Here is a 22,979-nt window from a genome sequence, read left to right on the forward strand (position 1 = left end):
AATGCTCAAGAACTTTGCGAAAAGCTTAAAATCTCCGCTAAACGTAAGGGAACTGTAAGGACTTGGGTAGAAATCCGGACAGTTCCCCAAACACGTTTAAGCCTTGAGCCAACTTGAGTTCAAGGCAACGGTCTTAGTTAGAAATAGATAGTGGGATACAACGAAATGGATGGGTCACGATCGTCGTCAACGACGGTTAGTGGCTCTGACTGTTGGGATTGTCGGCTTGAGGCAAGGGGCTGGGGCGGGTTGGGCTGACGGTTGGTGATCGAGGGTTCAGATGCTTCAGTAAGTGCCAGATATAAGTAAGTAAACTCTTCCATAAGGTTTCAAGAACTCCAGGGGCAATAGGTTCTGTGATCAAGATCAGCACCCGATGTGATTATGATCAACTATTTTTCTACCTATGACAACAAGCCAAACCAGAGAAATCCGGAAATCCGCAACAAAACTTGCCTCTATTGACCTATGCAGTGAGCGAATCTCTACAGCAGGTCTACAGAGGCAGGTCGATGAGTCATTGACTTTTTGGGGGGTGACTTAAACGAGTTGAGCTAGTTGGTAGGGACTGGTGAGTTTTTCTAATTGCTGCACCATCAAACTGAGGAAGAGTCCGACATCCGTGACTACCCCCACCGATTCTACGGAACCTCGATCGCTCAGCTTCGTCACCACAGCCGGATTAATATCGACGCAGACCATTTTGACACCGGCGGGAGTCATGTTACCCACACCGATCGAGTGCAGCATAGACGACAGCATCAGGATCAGATCGGCTCCTTGAATTAAGCGAGAGTAATCTGCCTGAGCTTTCAACAGATCCATTTGAGTATCAGGTAAAGGGCCATCATCTCGAATAGACCCTGCTAACGAGAAGGGTACATGATGTTGCACACATTCGTAGAAGATGCCGCTAGTCAGCACCCCTTGATGAACGGCATCGGCGATCGTGCCACAACGCCGAATCGTATTGATCACTTTCAGATGGTGACGATGCCCCCCTCGAACCGAAACTCCCCGTTTCATATCCACCCCAAGGGAGGTGCCCATCATGGCTTGTTCGATGTCATGGACTGCGATCGCATTGCCGCCTAAGAGTGCCTGCACATAGCCATCGCGGATCAGTTTTGCCAGGTGTTCGCCGCCGCCCGTGTGAATCACGACAGGGCCGGCCGTGACGACGACTTTCCCTCCCCGATCGCGAATTTGGCGCAGTTCCCAGGCAATTTGCTCTACTACCAGTTCCACCCGGCGTTCGCTGGATACCCCAGCCCCCATGAAACTGAACTCTTGAGAATTCCGATGTTCACGGGATTCGGTCTTCCGGATGGTGCGAATGCCTTCGATGCCAACGATTACCTGATCACCGACCTGTAAATCCCGTAGCAGTTTACATTCTGCTGTGACTCCGGCGGGGGTATCGTGAACCACGATCGCGGCATCCATGCGCTGATTGTGTACCTTCACCCATTCACATTTCACCCGCACCTCCGTGGGATAGATCGTGGTGACATAGAAATCATCGGGAGCCACGCCAGCCAGGGTAACGGTTTCTAGATTGGTATCGCAGACTTCCTGGGGACGGGGGACGGCACCTAAATCGATCAGTTGCGAGACGATCGTTTCCATCACTTCATGGGAGGGCGCAGTTACCTTTACTTCTGCCGATGAGGTGCTTTGCCGTTGTTCACCCAGACTGAAGTTGAGTACCTGGAAGCTACCGCCGCCTTCTACGATTAAATCCAATGCTTGATTGATTAAGCCCGCATCCAGCAGATGCCCTTCCATGCGTACCACCCGGCTTTCGATCGCGGCACTGGCATGGATTTCTGCCCGCACTGGTTCCGTCACCCGTAGCGTTAAGCATTTGGCGGCACCCCCTGCCTTGAGAAATTCCGTTAGGGGCGTTTCGACGACCTCAAATCCGGCGGCAGCGAGGCGGCGTTTCAGATCATCGGAGGCCTGATTCAGGATCACCGTTTGGTTGACATTAACTGCATTACAGGCGAATTTCACAGCATCGGCTTCACTGACCACAATCCGTTTGGCGGTGGACACCCGCATTTCAATCAGGCGATTGGAATAGGAGTCAAATGCTGGAGGATAGTACAGTAGATAGCCCCCAGTTAAGGGACAGAAACAGGTATCCAGATGATAGAAGCGCTCGTCCATTAACCGCAGTGATAGCACTTCAATGTCTAGCCATTTGGCTAAATAGGGATGGGAGTCGAGTTCCGATCGAAATCCATACCCCGCCCAGAGCCAACGTCCTTCCCGATCAAGGAGAGCATCCCCGGCTCCTTCAAAGGGCAGATCCTTGGGCAATTCATGCACCGTGTAACCCTGTTCCAGAAACCACTGCTTGAAGAATGGTTCCTCACCCTGACGCTCTTTGTGATAGAAGCGGCTGAGAACAACATCATTTCCCAGCACAAGTCCGGCATTGGCGGTGAATACCATGTCCGGTACCCCCCGCTCTGGCTTAACCAAATCGACAATGGCTCGCTCTTTGAGGATTTGAAACAGCCCCTGCCATTGCTCGACGGCGCGATCGCGGGAGGATTTATGGATATTGCCCTCCATCCAGGGATTAATTACATAATCCACGTCGTAGTGATCGGGCGAACACATGAGGAAGCGAATTGAAGAGGATGTCATAAGCAATGGAACTGGGTAAATGTAGACGCTGAAGCTTCAGCGAAGGTAGGCAAGCCAATCGTCTATTTTATTACAGGCGCTTATCCGAAACGATTGACCTATCTAGAAAAGTTATGAAACTCTGACAAACTAAAAATTACAACGTGCTCTCTCGCGACGATCGCGACCTGGAATGAGGATTCCCATGATGATTCAGATGCCAGGGGCAGCAATCAGCGCTAATCTGAAGGAATTGAGCCTGTGTCCAGATCTCTACTGTTACTGGGAGTTGACTATGCCTCGAATTAACCCCTACACCTTACAAATGCAAATTACCCGCATGTTTGAGCAGGGGCAGTCGTTGTTTGCCACGATGAAAGTCCAAGATTGGCTGAAGGAACGCAACGAAGATCCTCATGCCTATGATATCGCGTTTCATCAGAAGCCTGCACCTCCCGGCTCAGGCGAAGTCATGGTAGTGGAAATTGAACTGCGGCGCAAAGATGGCAAGCCTGTAGATAGTTGGTTACAGGAACAGGCGAATCAACATGCTTAATCAGAGTCTTCCCGATTCTATGGCTACGATTCACATAATGGGGTTGCCATAAAAAACGATCGCTGGCAAGAATGTCCCTACAACAGCGATCGTCATCAGTGCATCAGCTGGAATCCGGTTAATCCGGTCTGTAGGGTTGTCAGTGATTTCAGAGCGACTTACTTTGTTCTTTGCAAAACTTTACTCCATGGATTCCACGCTGGCTTTTAATCCCTGTGCCACCAGAATTTGCATCAGTTGATCGGCGCGGGAGCGATCGCCAAAAGCTCCGACCTGCATCACCATCCGTCCGCCATGGGATACCGCAAAGGCTCCTGGCACGAGTGATTTGACCTGGGCTTGCTGGCTATCGTCGGTAGCATCGACCACCACCCGATAGCGCACCACGACAAACGATCGCTGGGGCGGCACCGGTGGGCTATCGATCGTTTGATTGCCACTACTACGAGCGACATACACCTGCGGCATATCCCCAATATTGCCGATCGGAATGTCTCCTCTGGGCACAGGCAGGATCTGAGGTACCTCGGCGGTAGTCGTGGATGAAGTAATCCCTGGTGGCGGCGACGATGGGCGAACGACCACAGGTGCGACTGCTCCGGATTCAGGTGGGGGCACTGGAATTTCGATCGATGCTGCCTGTGCCGCCAGGGAATCAGGAGGTGTTAAGACCGGAGTTGAGGCTGGAGTTAGGACTGGAGTTGATTGGGAAAGCACTGGAGTACGGGGAGTCAGCACCGGGGAAGCCTGTGTCGCCGTGGGTGGAGTGCTACGGGTGACTACAGGTAGGGTAGGTAACGATCGCGAACTGGCTACCGCCGGAAGATTAGCGATCGTTCGCTCGGGGGCTTTAGTGGCGGAGACGGCGATCGTAGATAAACTGGTCGCTGTCGCCTCTGGTAGACCGGATGGTGTAGCCATAGGAGGGCGGCTGGGAGTTGCCATCGTCGGTGGCATGGCAGTGATGCTGTTAGACTCTGGTGTTTCTGGTGTAGGGACGGGAATGTCGATCGGGATGTCGGTGGTGGCGGTTCTAGCAGAGTTAATTGCCGCGAGCGGCTGGACGGTGGGCAAGGGCACGACAGGTTGGGGACGAGTTGCGATCGATGCGGTGGCAATTGGTTGAGCCGCTTGGCTAGGAGTACCCGTTGGTTCGGCTCGCACAATCACCTGCATGGGACGGGGGGACGGGGAAATGGAATTTGTTGCTGTACCGCTTAATTCGGTAGGAATTGGAAAAGCGGCAGCAGACACCTGATTAGGAGTAGCAGATGGCTGGCTGACTGGGGGATTTGTGGGTAACACTGCCCGAGCCGTTGTCGGTGGCTGACTTGAAATAGTTGGAACTGGCAGTTGTGAGCTAGGTGGCTGACTTGAGGTAGTTGGAACTGGCAGTTGTGGGCTAGGTGGTTGACTAGGAGGAGGTGGAGTGGCGGCAATGCTGGTCGCTTCCCGAGTCACCTGACCCAGCGTTTTAACCAAATCATTGCCATAGGCGACGATCGCTTGGCTGGCAGTCTCCGCATTAATATCTGCTTTGGCATTGTTGCGAAACACGTTCTTTCCCGGCTCAGTGGCTGTGCCCAGATTGGGTTGAGCCTGGGCGATCGCCACTAATCCGGCTTCAGTCTGGTCTTCGAGCAAATTGTTACGAATGGTTGGTTGGGCGCTGGCTTGCACAACAATGCCAATCCGGTTTTGCCGTATCCGATTGTTGGTAATGACTGGGCTGGCTTGGTGATTGATCGCGATTGCCACTCCAGTTTGTTCCAATAAGTTTTCTTGCACCTCCGGTCGGGCATTGTCTTGGATACTAATGCCATTCACACCATTGCGAGAAAAATAATTATCCCGCAGGGTTGCTTGACTCTGACCGCCGATCGCGATGCCGCTATGACCATTGGCGGTAAAAGTATTGTGAACGACGATCGGGCTGGTGGATTCCAACCATAATCCATAGCCCTGGGATTCGCTATTCATCACCGAAACCCCGGCGAGCATGGCTTGATTTGCTCCCACGATCGTCACATTTTGGCGACCAGAGGTAGGACTGGTGAATTCCCCGCCCCCCCGAATTACCACCATTTGTCCACGATTTGGCACATCCCCTTGAATCGTAATTCCTGGCTTTAAGGCGATCGGGAAAATTTCGCCTGTTTCGGTGCTATAAGTCCCTGGAGTTAACAGAATGATCGTATTGGGTTGGGCAATCTGCAATGTCTTGGTCAGACTACGAAACGGGGCTAAATTACTGCCATCGGCGGTGTAATCATTCCCAGAATTAGGATTTACGACTAATACGGTATAACTGGTCGGTGTTGCTTGAGCCAGTTGCATAGCCGGACGAAGCGGAACTGGTAGCGCCTGAGTAGGAGGGGTGAAGCTGCTCCATCCCAACGAAATTGCTGCCAGCATTCCGAATCTTAATTTCACAGAAAATTGGGGCATGAAATACAGTCTCATGGGGTGCAAGGATTAAGGCTAAAATTAACTGTTTTCACAATTCAAATTAGGGCACGATCGACGATTTATCGTGGTGTTTGTATAGGCAAACTTTGTAGTAATAACTTTGAAACTGACCCATGAACTACTCTCGCAATCCGTAGACCGCTGCTGCCAATCCAGCATTGGCAAATAAGACCTAACCCCAACCAAATCGTCTACCTAAAGAGGTACGATCGCATCCGTTGAGAAAGGATGAATGATATCGGTCTACACTGTACTCCATCCTTTTCAGTTTGAAGCAGTAAATTTGAATAAATTTGCTCAACTTTGTTGAGTAGTCTGATGAGAGATCTATCCGCCGATCTCCAGCAATTTGAGGGAACGATCATGAGCCATTTAGAATTCGACGTATTAGGATAGAAACTGAGTAGATGTTATCGTCCGATGACTAACATAAATAGCAGTAGTCGGTTTGTGCAATCAGCGTTATATCGCATTCTGGATGCGAACCTCGATCGGGCTCGCGAGGGCTTAAGAATTATTGAGGAATGGTGTCGGTTTGGCTTGGATAATTCCGCTCTGACTGAAGAGTGCAAAGATTTACGGCAGGAATTAGCCACCTGGCATCAGGCTGAACTCCGAACGGCTAGAGATACTCCGGCAGATCCGGGTACGGCATTGACCCATCCCCAGGAGGCGGAACGCAAGAGTGTGCAGCAGGTATTGCAGGCAAACCTATGCCGGGTTGAGGAGGCACTCCGGGTACTGGAAGAGTACGGCAAGGTGTATAAACCGGCGATGGCAAGTGCCTGTAAGCAAATGCGCTATCGCGTCTATACGCTGGAAAGCCAGTTAATTGCCTACGCCCGCCATCAACTGTTGCAGCGATCGCTGTTGTATTTAGTCACCTCCCCTGGCGAAACCCTGTTTGCCACCGTAGAGGCAGCTTTGCAAGGAGGGTTAACTCTGGTGCAGTACCGTGATAAGGATGCCGATGATGAAACTCGGTTAAAGACGGCTCACAAGTTACGGCAGATCTGCCATCAGTACAATGCGCTGTTTATTATTAACGATCGCGTCGATCTGGCGGTCGCGGTAGATGCCGATGGGGTGCATTTAGGGCAACAGGATATGCCGATCGCCTTAGCGCGACAACTGTTGGGAGCGCAACGGATTATTGGTTGTTCTACCCACAGTCCGGAGGATCTGGAACAGGCAATGCAGGAAGGTGCAGATTATGTCGGGGTGGGGCCGGTTTACGAAACTCCTACTAAAGCTGGGCGGTCTGCTGCCGGACTGGATTATGTGCGTTACGCGGCGGAATATGCCACCATTCCCTGGTTTGCGATCGGGGGCATTGATACCACCAATCTCTGTGACGTGATCCGGGCAGGAGCCGAACGGACGGCGGTGGTGCGTGCCATTATGCAAGCAGAGCAACCAACCTTGGTGACGCAATATTTTCTATCACAACTGATCAGTCGTCAACGCGAACGCGAACGATCGCACAATTAATGTTTCACTTATCAGGATGATGTCTGAGCAAATTACGCTACACGTTAATGGTGAAAATCGCACCTGTGCGCCACACACTGTTTTGCCTATATTATTGGAACAATTAGGAATGAATCCGCGTTTAGTGGCAGTGGAATATAACGGGGAAATCTTACATCGGCAATTTTGGGATAATACGGAAATTCAGGCAGGCGATCGCTTGGAAATTGTGACGATCGTGGGGGGGGGTTAAGGAAGGGAAATTAAATCAGTTTGAGATTGGGTAGGGGTGGGTTTCGCCGTTAAATCTATTCAGAATACAGATTGGTCTGCTAAATCCGTCAACTGTACGGGCGGGTTTATTTCATTCACCATCCTAAGGAGCAGGTAGACAGGAAATAGGGGCAAGCCTGAATGGTCGCCCCTTTCCTATTACCTTAATTGAACGAAGTAGCCTGATGCTTGATCGTGACCTGCGCTGGTTAGCTTAGTTCCCCAAACTCCACCAGGGAAGAGTGCCAGAGTTGAGTAGTTGCTGCACCCGCGTTTTAACCTGAGCAAATCGATTGGTATTGCCTGTGGCATTGTTGTTATATCCTGCCGAAGCCAAAATTCTGGCTCCTACCTGTTCCGCCTGATTGGTCATCTGGCTGGTGTAATTTGGTTTGAATAATCCACTGATCACATTCCCCACCACGCCATTGATCACACTACCCATGACCCCATTGGTCACTTCACCAATTTTGGGATTGATTAAGCCACCCACTTTAGGGAGTAGTTGGGCGATCGTATTCGTGACGTTGCCTTTATTCACCAGTTGCATGGGATGAGACAACACACTATGCCCTAGTTGACGAGCAATCACATTGGCAAGGGCTGCCTCTGAATTGGCGTTAGCGATCGCTCCGGCGTTGATAAAGATCTTGCCGCCAGGAAGTGCTGACGCTGTCGCATTACTATCTCTGACAACATAGAATTCATGTTGTAAATCGGCGCGTCCTGCAACTCGGGCTAACCGCTGTCCCAACTCATTAATGTAGTTGACAACCTCTGTGTCATTAATCACTTCAACTTTATTGAGCATCTCCCGCGCCATTTGCGACCCGATCGATGACTCACCCTGGAGAGAAGTGATCGCATTTTGCACTAAATTCGTGTTCGGTTTGCCACCCACCAGGAAATTCAACCCATTACTTAAAACATTGCCAATTAAATTGCCTTTGCTTGTGCGTTGCGCCTCGGATTGTACCCGTTGTAACGCCTGTTCAGCCAGGGTTGTCAGTTCAGGAGTTAAGGGACTACTGGGATTGCTAGTCACGAACTGCCGCGCCGCGATTGAGGCTTCCATCCAGCGATTTGCCTTCATCAGGGCATTCACCTGCGATCGCACTAACTCGGGTTGGTTGGGATGGAGTGTAGCCGCTTGTTCCAGGGCAGATAAGGCTTCATTCGATCGAGCCGCCGCATTTAAAGCGTCTACCAATCGCAACTGGGCGGGAATAAATTGGGGATGGTTCTTGACCAACTGTTGCAGTGAGGTTAATTCTGCATTACTTAACCGTTGGGATTGTGAGGTATTAATCCGTTGCCAAACCAGTTGCATATCCGCCGGGAGTAACGCTGGATTGGTAATTGCCGTCAGTTGGGTCGCTGCATTGGTAGCAGGTTGGCTATTGGGATTGTTCACCCAGACGCTGTTGCCATTGGTGGCGGGTGGTGTCGGGGAAATCGGTTGTCCGGGAATCGGGGTGACGATCGGAACGCCGTTCGGATAAACGCCAGGGACTGCCATACCGGGATACATCACTTGCCCTGGTAATGGGGTGGCATATACGGGTTGTCCTGGTACGCCAGTGGGATACACCATTTGCCCCGGATTCACCACAGGATAGGTGCCGGGATAGACCGCTTGACCCGGTAATGTGGTTGGATAGACGGGCTGGTTGGGAATTCCTACCGAGGTTGTCACCTGTACCGAAATGCCCCCTGGATTGGTGGGTTGCCCGGGGACAGCCACAGGATAAACGCCTGGGGGATAGGTCGGATATGCTACGGGATAATTGGCAGGATAATTGGCAGGGTAATTGACTGGGTAGTTAGCCGGGTAGTTAGCCGGGTAATTCGTCGGATAAACGGTCTGCCCAGGAACCTGATTGGGAACGGGCACAGCGATCGGGTACATCATCTGCCCTGGATACCCTACGATCGGAGTCCCGGTAACGGTATTAACGGGTGTAGAGGTCAGCGTTGGGGCGGAGGTGGTTGTCGCCGTTGGGTTCGTTCCAGATATTGGCTGTACCGGAATTGCCTCTGCGGTTGCTGTAGCACTAGGAGTAGGACTAGGAGTTGCTGCCGTGGGTGGGTTGGAACTACTGCTGGTATTGGGTTGACCTGAGGTAGTTTGAACCGTTCCAGATGTTGTTGTCGTTGTGGTTGTAGTAGATCCAGAGACAACGGGGCTTGCCGTTGCAGCCGGGGGCGCTGAAGGGGGGGGAACTGGGTTGTTGTTATTAACCGTTTCAACAGTGACCGTAGTAGAACCAGTCGTTGTTGTCGTCGGTGTAGTTTGAGCCAGAACCGTAGGGGAGAGGAGGAGAACACATACTGCACTTAGCGGCATGGTTCTCAGAGCATTGATCAACAGAGAACGATGGTAATAGTTCATATTGCCTGGTTGTTAGAAATGATGCGAGGAGACACCCTGTAACTACGCACCCTGAACGATTGAGAAGCAACAAAACTCCTAGTCTGTGAATGATTGAGAAGCATTACCAATCATATTCACAGTTAAATCTTGTGACTAAATTGTTTGTTTCAATGCTGGAATTAGTAGTTTGTAGACTGATTGCGATCGCTCTGGAGGTGATCAACATCCATGACGAGCAGAAATGGACTTTGCCTGAGATCGACTGAGATTAACTGAGGTTATTCTCAAACGCATTTCTCACTCACGCAGACATCTTCAGGACAACCTGACTAATTTCTTTCAGCCACAAGATTCTGGAAACCACGATCTGAACTGATTAGGGCTTCAGCTTCTCAATCACGAAGAACCGTTGGATAACGAGTTCTCTAAAAACAGGCTGATTGTATCTACTCTGATGACAATAGGTGACCAGAAGTTCCGATCGCAACCATATTTTTTTTCAGTAGTTTTTAGTGATGAGCCTTCGCTAAATCTGTTCTCAGGTACAGTGCTGCTGACAGAAAGCTAGAGCTACAGACAGATCACTTGTTTGTTGAGGATAGGCGATCGCAGGACGACCAATCACCACTAAGGGAATGCCTAATTCGGCGGCTAGCTGTCGCTTCACCAGTTCTCCCCCTGCTGTCCCAGATGCTTTAGTCACAACCATCGTCATCTGCCAGTGTTGCCATAGCGCCCGTTCCAAGCTGACCGAGAGCGGTGGACGGAAGGCAATCAACCGATCGCTAGTAAACCCTGCTTGTAATGCCGCTTCTAGTGCCGTCATCGAGGGGAGAATCCGGGCAAACAAGGTGGCTCGTTCCTGCCAGGACTGAAACAATGACAGCGATCGATATCCCAGCGTCAATAACACCCGCTGACCCATTAAATAATCTCCCTGCAATAGCGTGTCTAAGCTATCCAGATACACTAAATTCCTCAGAGACGCTAGTTGCCCCATCTCCCCTATCTCCCCCATCTCCCCACTAATCTCCGGTCGCTCATACCGTAAATATGGCAGGTGATAGGTCTGTGCCACTGCGATCGCTAATTGCGAGATTTCCACGGCGAAGGGATGGGAGGCATCCAAAATCGCGCCGATCTGGTATGTCTGTAAAAAGGTAGGGCAAGAGGTGGCAGTCAGGTAGCCGACCCAAACCTGCACGTTAGGCGCACTGGGATACAGCGATCGAGCCGCTTCGGTTGTCACTGAGATGATGCAATTTAACCCGGATAGGGCGATCGCCTGTGCCAGAGCGGCACTCTCCTGGGTGCCACCGATTAACCAAAGTCGTTTCCCAGTTAGCAATGATGCATCACCAATGTCGCTAAAACCCTACTTTATAGAGCAGGAACAACTCCTCGGCCTGACTCTTGACAATGCGCCCACCGACCGATTGAATTAATTTTTTCCACTGGGCAACCGGTTCTAAAACAACTTCCGCCCCCAAATAGGTTTCTAAGATTGCCCAGTTTTCCGCTAACGGAGCGTCCGTGTCTACAAGGTCAAACACAAAGAAACCACCGGGTTTCAGCACTTTCTTGACGGCAGTCATCACCTCACCCCAATACGAGAGTGGATAGTAGCAACTGACACCCGTCGCAATCACTAAATCAAATTGACCATCTGGGTAGTTCAACTGATGGGCTGGAGCTAGTTCTACGCCTTTAAATAGTTTGGAGTTGAGTTGTGGCCCTCGGGCATTGAGGAGTTCCTGGGCAACGTTACTGATCTCTTGCCCGTAGAAGAAAGCTCCCCAGTCCCGCCAGGGATAAATTAAAAAGCTGACTCCGCAACCAATGTCTAAACAGCGTTGATTTTTTTGCGGCAGTGCCAGTTGCCAGAACGGAGAGGTCAGTTTTGCCTGGAGCAGTCCGGCGGCACGTTCCTGCGCGATCGGCATTGCCTGAACTTCCTCTGGCAACTCCGGTGTCTCACCGCGATACTCCCGATTAAAGCGGTAGGCGACGGTGTTTAAGCGCTCTTGCCAATCCTGGGGTTGACTCAACGCCCCAAAAAAACTGGTGTTGGAAAATGCAGACTCGGATTCGGAATTCGGTTTTTTTGCCATTGTTTTGGTGGTGAGCGGATCGCTCATAGTCAGCCGTTAGCGATCGACATCATTATCCAGCTAAAAACTGAAGACTAACAACTGGCACTTGCATCCCTGAGTCTTTCTAACTGCCTTTTAATGCCTTAGTGAAATTCCGGCGATAGGACTTATTAAATACCAACACTGGCCACAATAACCCCAGGTAAATCCGTCCCTGGCTAAAGTTGGTGCGGTTAAACCCACTCCAGAATTTCCATAGCCCGCCTGCGTAAACAATCCCTAACACAATTGCGACGATCGTTTCCATTGTCACCATCCTTGGAGTAATACCAAAACTCCCTTGTACTGTTCTATCCTACTCACAGGACCCTACTGGTCAGCAACTCACGTTTGTAACAAGCTATTTACCATTGGGGGGACTGGCGATCGCACATACCCACATTACTATTGAGAAAGTACAAGGAAAGCCGATCTTGGGTTGAGCAGGCAATAAAATTTCAGCATCTAAGTCATTAGCAGGTTTCGAGCTACCCGAATTTTTGACGCTAACCCTGGATGGGAGAAGATTTAGAGCAATTCTCAGTGGCAAGCACTCAAGGTAAGGTTAGATCACTGCGAATCATGAGCGTCTGATTCCCGACTTACCCAGTAATGACCCGATTTCAAGCATAGAGTTAGGACGGAGAGTTTATGCGAGCAGTTCTGATGGCAGGGGGATCTGGAACACGGCTGAGACCGCTGACGTGCGATCTGCCGAAACCGATGGTGCCAGTGCTGAACCGACCGATCGCCGAACATATTCTCAATCTCCTCAAACGTCACCGGATTACCGAAGTGATCGCAACGTTGCACTATTTACCGGATGTCATGCGGGATTACTTTCAGGATGGCAGTGACTTCGGGGTGCAAATTACCTATGCCGTGGAGGAAGATCAACCGTTGGGGACGGCAGGCTGTGTCAAAAATATTGCGGAGCTACTGGATGACACCTTTTTGGTGATTAGTGGCGACAGCATTACTGATTTTGACCTGAGAGCCGCGATCGAGTTTCATCAACAGCATCGGTCTAAAGCCACCATTGTGCTGACGCGAGTGCCCAATCCCTTAGAGTTTGGGGTGGTGATCACGGACGAAGAATATCGAATTCGCCGATTTCTCGAAAAGCCGTCTAGCAGCGAAGTGTTCTCTGACACCGTTAATACGGGAACCTACATTCTGGAACCGGAAGTGCTGGATTATTTACCTCCGAATCAGGAAACTGATTTCTCTAAAGATCTGTTCCCCCTCTTGTTGGAGAAAGGGGAGCCGATGTACGGCTATATTGCCGAAGGCTATTGGTGCGATGTGGGTCACTTAGATGCCTATCGGGATGCTCAGTACGATGGCTTGATGCGGAAGGTCTATCTTAATTTTGCCTATGAGGAACGATCGCCCGGTGTCTGGGTGGGGCAAAATACCTTTTTCGATCCGAGTGCCCGGATTGAACCCCCGGTGTTGATTGGCAGTAATTGCCGGATTGGGCCGCGAGTGCAGATTGATGCCGGAACGATTATTGGCGATAACGTCACGATTGGGGCTGATGCGGATCTGAAGCGCCCGATTATTTGGAATGGAGCCATTGTGGGGGAAGAGGCCCACCTGCGAGCCTGTGTGATTGCGCGGGGAACCCGGGTCGATCGTCGTGCCCATGTGTTGGAAGGGGCGGTAGTCGGACCGCTCTCGACGATCGGCGAGGAGGCTCAGGTCAGTCCGGGGGTGCGGGTGTGGCCAAGTAAGCGGGTTGAACCGGGTGCCACCCTCAACATTAATCTAATTTGGGGTCATGCCGCCCATCGCAATTTGTTTGGGCAACGGGGGGTGTCTGGGTTAGCCAATGTCGATATCACCCCAGAATTTGCCGTGAAATTAGGGGCCGCCTACGGTTCCACCCTCAAACCTGGCTCCTCGGTGATGGTGTCCCGTGATCAACGCACGATCTCCCGGATGGTGTCCCGATCGCTGATTGCAGGGCTAATGTCGGTCGGCATCAATATTCAAAATCTGGAGGCGACGGCAATTCCGTTAGCCCGATCGGCAGTGCCCACCCTACGGATTGCCGGTGGCATTCATGTGCGAGTGCATCCCGATCGTCCCGACCATATTTTGATTGAGTTCTTTGATCACAAAGGGATTAATGTCTCCAAAGCCCGAGAGAAAAAAATTGAAGGCGCTTACTTTAAGGAAGATTTCCGGCGGGCACAAATCCATGAGATTGGTAACGTCACCTACAGTAACCAGGGTCTAGAAATTTACAGCACAGTCTTTCAGCGCCATTTGAATATCGAAGCGATTCGGAATAGTAGTTCTAAGGTGGTGATTGATTATGTTTATGCCGTGTCAGGAGCCGTGTTGCCGCAACTCCTGGCGCAATTTGGTTGTGATGCGGTGGTGCTGAATGCCAGCTTGACCCAAACATCGCCTACCGTTGCCGATCGCGAAATGCTATTGAACCAATTGGGGCATGTGGTAGAAGCGGTGAAAGCCACGTTTGGGGTTCAGGTATCCGCCAATGGGGAACAGTTGATTTTGGTAGATGAGGCAGGCAGTCCGATTCGGGGCGAAATGCTGACTGCGTTGATGACGGAAATGATTTTGATGCACCATCCCCGCAGTACGGTAGTCGTCCCGGTTCATGCGTCCAGCGCGGTGGAACAAATTGCTCGTCGTCATGATGGTCGGGTGATTCGGACGAAGGCAAACCCTACGGCGCTAATGGAAGCCTGCCAAATGAATCCCAATGTGGTGCTGGGCGGGAGTGGGGATATGGGTTTTATCTTCCCGCAATTACATCCCGGCTTTGATGCCATGTTTTGCATTGCCAAGCTGATTGAAATGCTGACGATTCAAGAGCGATCGTTGGGACAAATTCGCTCAGAAATGCCTCGGGTCTGCCACAAAACCTATACGGTGCGCTGTCCCTGGTCAGTCAAGGGGGCTTTAATGCGGCATTTGGTGGAAACCCATCCGGTGGAGTGTCTGGAGTTGGTCGATGGGGTAAAAATCTTTAACTACCAACGGGATAGCTGGGTGTTAATCTTGCCCGATGCCGGAGAACCATTGGTGCATATTTTTGCCAACAGTAGCGATCGCAATTGGGTGGATGAAACCCTGCGGGAATATCGCATTCGCGTACAGGATTTTGTCGATTTGGAACATGAGATGGAGGAGTTTCCCGTAGAAGCCCCTTATTAAAGGGTCATGAAATTTTTAAATGGCAATTTTTGCCCTCACCCCAAATTTCTCCCTAAGGTGAGGGAATTAGTTTGCTGTCTCCCTTCTTCTATAGGAAAAGAGTTGGGGATGAGGACATCATCAGTTGCAAACTGTTGCAAACTGTTTACAGGCGAGTCGGGCAAAAAGCCCCCTGCCACAACAGATGATTTCAGTATAGAATAAATGTACTAGTTTAAAAGCGACATCTGTACTGAGATCTATTGCCATTGGTTCCCTAGATTGTCCATCTATGGGCAACTGTCTAACCTATCCTGGTAATCAGGCAACGGCTCGATGATATAGCTGTTAAAATAAACAGCCACAGTGATTCGCTGCCGACAGACTCCTAACTGCTGAACTGACCACTGGTGACTTATGAATAGTTGTATTTTGATGGCAGAAATTGTTCAGGAACCGACCCTGCGCTCTACCCCTGACACCCAAACCCCGATGACCGATATGGTTGTGGAATTTCCGGGTTTGCGACCCGATGATCCTGCCTCACGACTCCGGATCGTGGGATGGGGTAACCTGGCGCAGGACATGCAGGAGCGGTATCAAAAGGGCGATCGCGTTGTGATTGAAGGTCGTTTAAGTATGACCACGGTCGAAAATCCGGAGGGCTATAAGGAAAAGCGAGCGGAATTAATTGCCCAACGAATTCATCGCCTGGAAGCCAATGCTCTATGGGAGAGGAATCCTACGGGGGTAGCCGCGATCGGGACAGAACAATTTTCGGCTGCCAAACGGACAGAAACTCCCGCACCGCGATCGACCGCTGCCGCGCCCAATGTCAAATCGCCTACCGCTAAGTTCCCGGCGAAGGTCGATCCCCTGCCGGAAACCAACTTAGATGACATTCCGTTCTAAGTTAAATAGTCCTTAAGGAAGTCAAGTGGGCTATCGTCCCAACAAGGTTCAGGCCACAGTTTCAGCAACATTTGAGTAATGTCTGCCTCAATTTCGCCAATATTATTGACCTGAAACAAGGCTTGCATGGCTGCCAAATCCCGTTCCCGTAAGGGGGATAATGGCTCCGCATGAATTGGGATGCGTTCAGGTGGCTTCGCCTGGAAAAATTCGCGCTGGCGGATCGAGCCCAGCCGCACTCCCCTCTCCTCGGCTTGTTTCACGGCCTGTCGCAGGGCTTCTAACCCATCTAAAGCGACCTCTTGGCGTGACGAGGGAATGAGCCTATGTCTGGGCGGGTCATAGTGTGAGCCTTGCCGCCGATCGCTCTGCCAGTCATCCCGGTGCATGGACGGTTTTCGGGAAGACCAATGATGAACCTGAACAGATGGTGGCGGTTCCAGTTCCAGATCATAGAACGGGTCTAGGTGACCATCTGAACTGGCAGCCGCGTCGGAAATTGCGAGTAGCTCTGTCAGCGTGGAGGTGTCTTCGTCAAATGAATGCATCAACATGAACTGCACCCAGAAATTGTGCTAAGTTCACAAACGGTTTGGTAGAGGCATGTCCCTGTATTTGCCCCAACACTGACCGAGTATGAGTTTTGTGACTCAGTAGATGCACACCCTGTGCTGCTATCCCGAGAGATAACAGATTTACCGCTCAGCAACCTTTAATCATTATCCGATCCGGGTTACTGACGATAGCAAGCGCCAATTGATACGACAGCTTGCGTAAATTGACTACCCATCATTGTAAAGAACCAATCGAATCAGTGGCAATGAGGAAGGATAGACTGTGTTTTCTCTTAAATTGCCCAACACTATCTCACGGATGGCAGCATCAGATCGTTGCAAGAATTTAAGTAAATTTACGTGGTGTTGTAACCCTTTGGTAGCGCGTCAATGCGATCGTGGGTATCAGCCATCCGCATGAATATCTGAGTTATCAGACCCCAGTGGCATTAGTACAATCCACAGGAGTTTTGCTGCTTCAGCCGCTAGATTGATCATGATCTAGTAATCGTGCGGTTATTTCTGGAGCGTTCGCGCTTTACTTTAGAGGATGAAGGAATATCCTATTGCCAAACTGCTTCAGGTTAAACACAAGCATTGCTCTTAGGTTGGAATATTCAGCAGTTTGGTAGAGTGCCCAGAATGGGGCGCATTCTGATGTTGTCTTGCTTCCTGCACTATTTGGGCATTCTGTTCTTAGCATCGCATAAGCGCCAATCGATTATGTTTGACCCCAACTCGTTAGCTGAATTTTCTTCTAACCTTCTGGATACCCCTGTCAACACGGCTGAACTCGATCAGCGCTTAGGGCTGTACCGAGTGTTTTTAAAGTTATATGAACACCATCGAGAATTATTAGATGAAATTCTTGAACTGGAAAACGCGAATAGCCAACAGCGTAGCCGTGCGGTTTATCAATATGTTCAGGGTGTAGTTCAAGGTCGCCAGGTTTATCTAACCACTAATTTAGCCCGAGGTAAAACGCAATCCCTCATGCAGGCCCAGGGCATTTGGCTGATTGGGCGCGATCGCAAAGCCGCGCTGCCAATTCAGGATAAGCGCTTGTCTCGTCGTCATGCGGCGATTCAATATCGAGAACATCGAGGGTTTTACCTGATTGACCTCAACAGTACAAATGGCACCTTTGTTAATGGTGAGCCGGTGCGTCAACAGGTCTTGCTGAAGGACGGCGATCGCATCCGTCTGGGTAGTCTGTCCTTCGTCTTCTTTATCTGCAAAGCGGTACAAAGTGTAGAAGTGATTCCGCCAGAGGTACTGGAGCAAATTAATCTGGCGCGATCAACCAATTCCGCTCTGACCGAAGCTCCCACTATGGATGAAGCCAGCGTCCTTCCCGGAGAGATAGATTGGGAGAGTCCTATCTCAAGTGGAGTAGAAGAAACCTCAATGTTTCTGAAAACTCCCATCTCGGTGAGCGAGCCCCTGGAACCTCAATTAAGTGCGGCACAACAGTCAGATATTCTCGATCGGTTCTTGCAGCGGCAGATCCAGGAGATTCATCCTTAACGATGGGAATGGGAGGATCGCAGTTCCAATCCCCCAATTCCCTAATTGATTGCATGACTCAATCATGAAGTCATGATGCAGAGGCAGCAGGTCGCCTATTCTTCTTCCGCGTAGTCGTCCTCATCCTCGGCATCGGCATCTAGCTGCCCAACGGAGTTTGCCGATACCACCGCGCCCATCTCTAGTTTTTGGCGCACCTCCTGGTCAACTTTCTTCGCAAAGTCGGGGTTTTCTTCCATATACCTGATTGTGTTGTCCCGCCCTTGCCCGATGTTATCGCCACTATAGCTATACCAGGCACCTTTACGAATAATTACCCCCGTCTCTTCAGCCAGATCGACCAGGCAACCCAGGGTAGAAATGCCTTTACCAAACACAATGTCAAACTCAGCGATCCGGAAGGGAGGAGCCACCTTGTTTTTGGCTACCTTCACCTTGGCACGAATTCCGTATTCATCAGTCCCCTTTTTCAGCGTTTGAATGCGGCGAATATCCAACCGGACAGAGGCATAGAATTTTAAGGCTTGTCCGCCAGTCGTGGTTTCTGGGCTACCGTAGGTGACACCAATCTTTTGGCGCAGTTGGTTCAGGAAGATTACTGTACAGCCCGATTTCCCCATGTTTCCGGCAATCTTACGCAGGGCCTGACTCATTAATCGAGCTTGTAAGCCAACGTGGGTATCCCCCATTTCCCCTTCAATTTCTGCCCGGGGCACTAAGGCGGCAACTGAGTCGATCACAATAATATCGATCGCAGCCGATCGCACCAGTTGATCCACAATTTCCAGGGCGGCTTCGCCCGTGTCGGGTTGCGAAACCAGCAAATTATCAATATCAACGCCCAATGCCGCAGCGTAGGCAGGATCAAGGGCATGTTCCGCATCGACAAACGCCGCAATGCCACCATTCCGTTGAACTTCGGCAACCGCGTGGAGTGCCACCGTGGTTTTACCGGAACTTTCTGGCCCATAAATCTCAATTACCCGCCCTTTGGGAATCCCGCCCCCGAGGGCTAAATCCAGGGTTAATGCTCCACTCGGAATGGTTTCCACTTTCATCCGACTGGCATCCCCCAGGCGCATAATGCTGCCTTTGCCAAAGTTACGCTCGATCTGGGTCAAAACGAGGTTCAAAGCTTTTTGCTTATCGGAAGTCTCAGTAGTTTTAGTAGCCATCAGCGCCTCAACGCGAAAGTTTCGGTAACGTTATGTTCAGATTGGGAACGAGCGGGTTTAGAGGAATTCTATTTTAATATTCCCGCCCCAAATGGATAGTGCATCGGCAATAGAAAATCAGGCAAATTCCGTCCGGAACTGAGTGGGATCACTCGAACTCCCCTGCTCACTTTTTTTAGATAACCATAGGAAGTTAGGCAGATCTTAGGGCAGGTATGGCAGAATGCAATGCAGCTTACTGCCGAATTGGCTAGAGTCTAGTTAACCTAAAGGCAGTTCGCCCATCCAGGGCTGCCAAATTGTTGCATTTTTCAGTAATTGCTGGCTGAGTCAAGGTTATTTGATCGCCCAATTCATTGCTGGTATCCACTCTTGTCTCTCCTTTGTTCAATACAGGTGACGGATGATGAACTCGTATATCCCTAGCTTGTTAGTTCCCGATACTGCCCTCTCTGTTGCCGGACTAACGGCTTACATTCAAGCCCTTTTGGAGCAGGATGATCAGTTGCGACAGGTTTGGGTGACTGGGGAAGTATCTAGTGCTACACGCTATCGCAGTGGTTTGTTTTTTACCTTGCAAGATCCCGATGCGAAAGCCGCCATTAGTTGTGTGGTTTGGAACAGTCAAATCGATCGCTTAGTCACACAACCCCAACAAGGCGAACAATTGATCATTCTGGGACGTATCCATGTCCATCCTCAACGAGGGCAATATCAGTTAATTATTTGGCAAGTGTTACCTGCCGGAGAAGGGCTGCGGGCATTACGCTATCGACAACTCCGGCATCGTTTAGAAGCAGAAGGTCTGTTTGATCCAGCCCATAAACGATCGCTGCCGACCCACCCGAAAACCGTTGCCGTCGTCACTTCACCTCAAGCGGCCGCCTGGGGCGATATTCAACGAACATTGCGGCGACGTTATCCTGGTTTGCATGTTTTGTTTTCTCCAGCCTTAGTGCAGGGGGATCAAGCTCCCGGCTCGATCATCGATGCGATTCGACGAGTTGAGCAAGATGGTAGAGCGGATGTACTAATTGTATCACGAGGTGGTGGCGCGATCGAAGATATGGCTTGCTTTAATGATGAACGAGTGGTACGGGCAATTGCCACCTGTTCGATTCCGGTGATTGCGGGCATTGGGCATCAACGGGATGAGTCCTTAGCGGATCTGGCGGCGGATGTTTGTGTGCATACCCCAACGGCGGCGGCGGAACAAGCGGTGCCACGCCTGTCCGATCTGTATACAGAGCACCGAGAGCGGGTGCTGGCATTAAATCAAATCATGCTTTATCGGTTGACCGCTAGCCAGGAGCATTTACTGCGGCTCCATGCCCGACTACAACGCTTCCAGTTAGATCGGCGGTTGAAACATGAAATGCAAACAATGGCCTGGTTGCGACTGCGCCTGGTGCAGAGTACCTTACGGCAGTTTCAACAGGCAAAACAGCACTGTGATTTGTTGAAGCAGAAATTGGCAACGTTAGACCCGCAGGCGGTGTTAAAGCGGGGATATGCCGTGGTGCGGGAAACTAATGGCACGATCGTGCGATCAGCTTCCGAGGCGATCCCAGGTCAAGAATTGCAGATTCAGCTCAGCCAGGGGCAGCTCAACGTTAAAGTAACTGAAGTTTTGAATATATCTATAGAAGATTGAAGCAAAGTTTCCCAGAATTAATATACTGGCGGTATTAATTCTGTGAGATTTCCCTGTGAGCAACTCCGCTGATCCCCCCACTGGGACATCACTGCACAATTCCCCAGAGGTAGAAAGTGCCAATTCGGAACCAGAACATCCCTGTCCCGATGCTTGGAACTATGAAGCGACGGTCAGGCAGGTTGAAGCCATCATGATGCGGATTGAGTCTGGTGAATTGGAACTAGCGGAGGTGTTTGAGCAGTTTGCTACAGCCGTTGAGTACCTGCGGCAATGCGAAACGTTTTTAGCCCAGCGCCAGCAACAAATGGATTTGTTAATTGAAACGCTAAGCGACGAACCGGAGTTTTAAGTTATGTAACGGGTGATTGCCACCAGCGATCGCCCTGGACGAGGGTATGCACCTGCCAGGCTGGATCGGTCTGGGGGCAATCTGATCGATAGTGCCCTCCTCTGCTTTCGGTGCGGAAGTGAGCGCTTTTGAGAATTAGGCCAGCAATAGTGAGTAAATTGCGGGTTTCTGCCCACTGCCGTACCATGGGCTCTGCCGCCGCTACAGACATCCCATTGACGAGTTCCGGCGACAAACTTTGTAACGTTTGACTAATTTCTAACGTCTGAAATTGCTGTTGCCATTGCTCTACCTGGGCGATCGCCTGGATCATGGTTTCCCCTTCCCGGCAAATGCCCGCACTCTGCCAAACCAGGCGTGGTAACTCGGTGCGGATCTGCTCAATAGTCATGCTGTCGGCGGCTTTCAGGTTAATTTCCCCCGGCTCCCGGTTTCCCACCTCCCCCCGGATTCCCCCTGCCTGGGATGTCTCCAGGTTTCCTAACTGTGCCAACTCTGCCCCAAACACCAAACATTCTAAGAGGGAATTGCTGGCAAGGCGATTGGCTCCGTGGACTCCAGTGCTGGCTGTTTCACCAACGGCATATAGACCTGGAATAGAGGTGCGATTGCTTAAATCCGTGACAATCCCTCCCATCCAGTAATGGGCGGCTGGGGCGACTGGAATGGGAGATTGAAACACATCGATCCCCCAGCGTTGGCAAACCTGAATAATGTTGGGGAAGCGATGCCGGATACGATCGGGGGGAATGGGCCGTAGATCTAACCAGACATGGGCGGTTGCCAGATCTGCCTGAGTTTCTTGGAGATAACTAAAAATAGCTCGACTGACGACATCTCTGGGGGCAAGTTCTCCGGCGGGGTGATACTTAAAGGCAAAGCGATCGCCCTGGGCATTGACTAAATGGGCACCTTCGCCCCGAACCGCTTCACTAATTAGAAATCGGGGTGCGCCAGGTTGAGTCAGGGCGGTGGGATGAAACTGAACAAATTCTAAATCTCGCAGAATCGCCCCGGCTCGGTATGCCATCGCCACACCATCCCCCGTACTGAGCGAAGGATTAGTGGTTTGCGCGAAGACCTGCCCACCTCCACCTGTTGCCAGCACGACTGCCTTTGCCCGGAGCCATCGGATCTGCCCGTCATACACCAGGCACACGCCCTGACACTGGTGATCCTCTAACCAGATATCCAGCGTCAAGGCTTGGGGAATTACCTGAATGTGTTGGCGGGTCAAGACCTGGGCGGTTAAGGTGCTGACCACGGCTCGCCCCGTTGTATCAGCAGCATGCAGCACCCGGCGACGGGAATGAGCCGCTTCCAGGGTGAGGGCGAGTTCCCCATTGTGGCGATCGAAGCCGACTCCCATCTCGATCAGGTTATCAATACAACGAGAGGCATGTTCTACCAGAAACTTGACGGCTTCATAGTTACAGAGTCCTGCGCCTGCTTGCAGGGTATCGGCAATATGTAACTCCGCCGAGTCCTGGGGATCCACTACTGCCGCAATGCCGCCCTGTGCCCAATCACTGGCAGACAGCGATAGGGTATCTTTGGTGATTAACCCCACCTGAAGATGCTCTGGCAAACATAGCGCTGTATATAGCCCTGCTGCACCTGCCCCAATCACCAGCACATCAAACTGGGTCGGTAATGCGGCTACAGAGGGCGGCGGAGTGGGCAAAGAATCGGTCATTAAATTGCTACCTAAAAATAAAAAAAT

General features: G+C 51.0%; 18 protein-coding genes. 8 read left to right on the forward strand and 10 right to left on the reverse strand.

Annotated elements, in window-relative coordinates; all coding sequences use genetic code 11:
• Positions 1-137 precede the first annotated feature (137 nt).
• Both ACN4EK_RS15280 and argZ read right to left on the reverse strand, forming a co-directional pair.
• Positions 138-323, reverse strand: coding sequence for a hypothetical protein (locus ACN4EK_RS15280; protein WP_431658853.1), 186 nt, complete (start codon positions 321-323; stop codon positions 138-140).
• A 217-nt stretch (positions 324-540) separates the two neighbouring features.
• On the reverse strand, positions 541-2,658 hold the full coding sequence (gene argZ / locus ACN4EK_RS15285) for a bifunctional arginine dihydrolase/ornithine cyclodeaminase (protein WP_431658854.1): 2,118 nt from the start codon (positions 2,656-2,658) through the stop codon (positions 541-543).
• A 274-nt stretch (positions 2,659-2,932) separates the two neighbouring features.
• On the opposite strand from argZ, the gene ACN4EK_RS15290 reads away from it, so the two are divergent.
• Positions 2,933-3,193: a hypothetical protein gene (locus ACN4EK_RS15290; RefSeq protein ID WP_431658855.1), complete on the forward strand. Its 261-nt coding sequence runs from the start codon at positions 2,933-2,935 to the stop codon at positions 3,191-3,193.
• Positions 3,194-3,373: 180 nt separating this feature from the next.
• On the opposite strand, the gene ACN4EK_RS15295 is transcribed toward ACN4EK_RS15290, so the two are convergent.
• Positions 3,374-5,641 (reverse strand): DUF1565 domain-containing protein, encoded by a 2,268-nt coding sequence (locus ACN4EK_RS15295; protein ID WP_431658857.1) that lies wholly within the window; start codon positions 5,639-5,641, stop codon positions 3,374-3,376.
• A gap of 441 nt (positions 5,642-6,082) precedes the next feature.
• Between ACN4EK_RS15295 and ACN4EK_RS15300 the strand changes: the two genes are divergently transcribed.
• Positions 6,083-7,153 carry a thiamine phosphate synthase gene (locus ACN4EK_RS15300; RefSeq protein ID WP_431658859.1) on the forward strand — a complete coding sequence of 357 codons (1,071 nt, stop codon included), beginning with the start codon at positions 6,083-6,085 and terminating at the stop codon, positions 7,151-7,153.
• 16 nt (positions 7,154-7,169) lie between these two features.
• On the forward strand, positions 7,170-7,385 hold the full coding sequence (thiS, locus tag ACN4EK_RS15305; RefSeq protein ID WP_431658861.1) for a sulfur carrier protein ThiS: 216 nt from the start codon (positions 7,170-7,172) through the stop codon (positions 7,383-7,385).
• A 234-nt stretch (positions 7,386-7,619) separates the two neighbouring features.
• Here the strand turns inward: thiS and ACN4EK_RS15310 are convergent, their stop codons facing one another.
• The 4 genes from ACN4EK_RS15310 to ACN4EK_RS15325 all read right to left on the reverse strand — a co-directional run bounded on the left by ACN4EK_RS15310 (position 7,620) and on the right by ACN4EK_RS15325 (position 12,179).
• On the reverse strand, positions 7,620-9,797 hold the full coding sequence (locus ACN4EK_RS15310; protein ID WP_431658862.1) for a M48 family metalloprotease: 2,178 nt from the start codon (positions 9,795-9,797) through the stop codon (positions 7,620-7,622).
• Between the two features lie 520 nt (positions 9,798-10,317).
• Positions 10,318-11,127, reverse strand: a complete 810-nt coding sequence (locus tag ACN4EK_RS15315) for a cobalt-precorrin-6A reductase (protein WP_431658863.1) — start codon at positions 11,125-11,127, stop codon at positions 10,318-10,320.
• 19 nt (positions 11,128-11,146) lie between these two features.
• On the reverse strand, positions 11,147-11,917 hold the full coding sequence (locus tag ACN4EK_RS15320) for a class I SAM-dependent methyltransferase (RefSeq protein WP_431658864.1): 771 nt from the start codon (positions 11,915-11,917) through the stop codon (positions 11,147-11,149).
• A 79-nt stretch (positions 11,918-11,996) separates the two neighbouring features.
• Positions 11,997-12,179: a hypothetical protein gene (locus ACN4EK_RS15325; RefSeq protein WP_431658865.1), complete on the reverse strand. Its 183-nt coding sequence runs from the start codon at positions 12,177-12,179 to the stop codon at positions 11,997-11,999.
• 383 nt (positions 12,180-12,562) lie between these two features.
• Here ACN4EK_RS15325 and ACN4EK_RS15330 point away from each other — a divergent pair, with 383 nt between their 5' ends.
• A complete protein-coding gene (locus ACN4EK_RS15330; RefSeq protein WP_431658866.1) occupies positions 12,563-15,103 on the forward strand; it encodes a sugar phosphate nucleotidyltransferase in 2,541 nt (846 codons plus the stop codon).
• Positions 15,104-15,499: 396 nt separating this feature from the next.
• Entirely contained in the window at positions 15,500-15,994 is a 495-nt protein-coding gene (locus ACN4EK_RS15335; RefSeq protein WP_431658867.1) for a single-stranded DNA-binding protein, read from the forward strand.
• On the opposite strand, the gene ACN4EK_RS15340 is transcribed toward ACN4EK_RS15335, so the two are convergent.
• Positions 15,991-16,548 (reverse strand): hypothetical protein, encoded by a 558-nt coding sequence (locus ACN4EK_RS15340; protein WP_431658868.1) that lies wholly within the window; start codon positions 16,546-16,548, stop codon positions 15,991-15,993. The genes ACN4EK_RS15335 and ACN4EK_RS15340 overlap by 4 nt on opposite strands.
• A gap of 642 nt (positions 16,549-17,190) precedes the next feature.
• Between ACN4EK_RS15340 and ACN4EK_RS15345 the strand changes: the two genes are divergently transcribed.
• On the forward strand, positions 17,191-18,075 hold the full coding sequence (locus ACN4EK_RS15345) for an FHA domain-containing protein (protein WP_431658869.1): 885 nt from the start codon (positions 17,191-17,193) through the stop codon (positions 18,073-18,075).
• 95 nt (positions 18,076-18,170) lie between these two features.
• Here ACN4EK_RS15345 and recA read toward each other — a convergent pair whose 3' ends face one another.
• Positions 18,171-19,250, reverse strand: coding sequence for a recombinase RecA (gene recA, locus ACN4EK_RS15350; RefSeq protein ID WP_431658870.1), 1,080 nt, complete (start codon positions 19,248-19,250; stop codon positions 18,171-18,173).
• 403 nt (positions 19,251-19,653) lie between these two features.
• Between recA and xseA the strand changes: the two genes are divergently transcribed.
• Both xseA and xseB read left to right on the forward strand, forming a co-directional pair.
• Positions 19,654-20,904: an exodeoxyribonuclease VII large subunit gene (xseA, locus tag ACN4EK_RS15355; protein ID WP_431658871.1), complete on the forward strand. Its 1,251-nt coding sequence runs from the start codon at positions 19,654-19,656 to the stop codon at positions 20,902-20,904.
• 55 nt (positions 20,905-20,959) lie between these two features.
• Positions 20,960-21,256 (forward strand): exodeoxyribonuclease VII small subunit, encoded by a 297-nt coding sequence (gene xseB, locus ACN4EK_RS15360; protein WP_431658872.1) that lies wholly within the window; start codon positions 20,960-20,962, stop codon positions 21,254-21,256.
• A 1-nt stretch (position 21,257) separates the two neighbouring features.
• Here xseB and nadB read toward each other — a convergent pair whose 3' ends face one another.
• Positions 21,258-22,952, reverse strand: a complete 1,695-nt coding sequence (nadB, locus tag ACN4EK_RS15365) for an L-aspartate oxidase (RefSeq protein ID WP_431658873.1) — start codon at positions 22,950-22,952, stop codon at positions 21,258-21,260.
• Positions 22,953-22,979: the final 27 nt, after the last annotated feature.

It is taken from the genome of Pantanalinema rosaneae CENA516 (assembly GCF_050753385.1).
GTDB lineage: Bacteria > Cyanobacteriota > Cyanobacteriia > Leptolyngbyales > Leptolyngbyaceae > Pantanalinema > Pantanalinema rosaneae.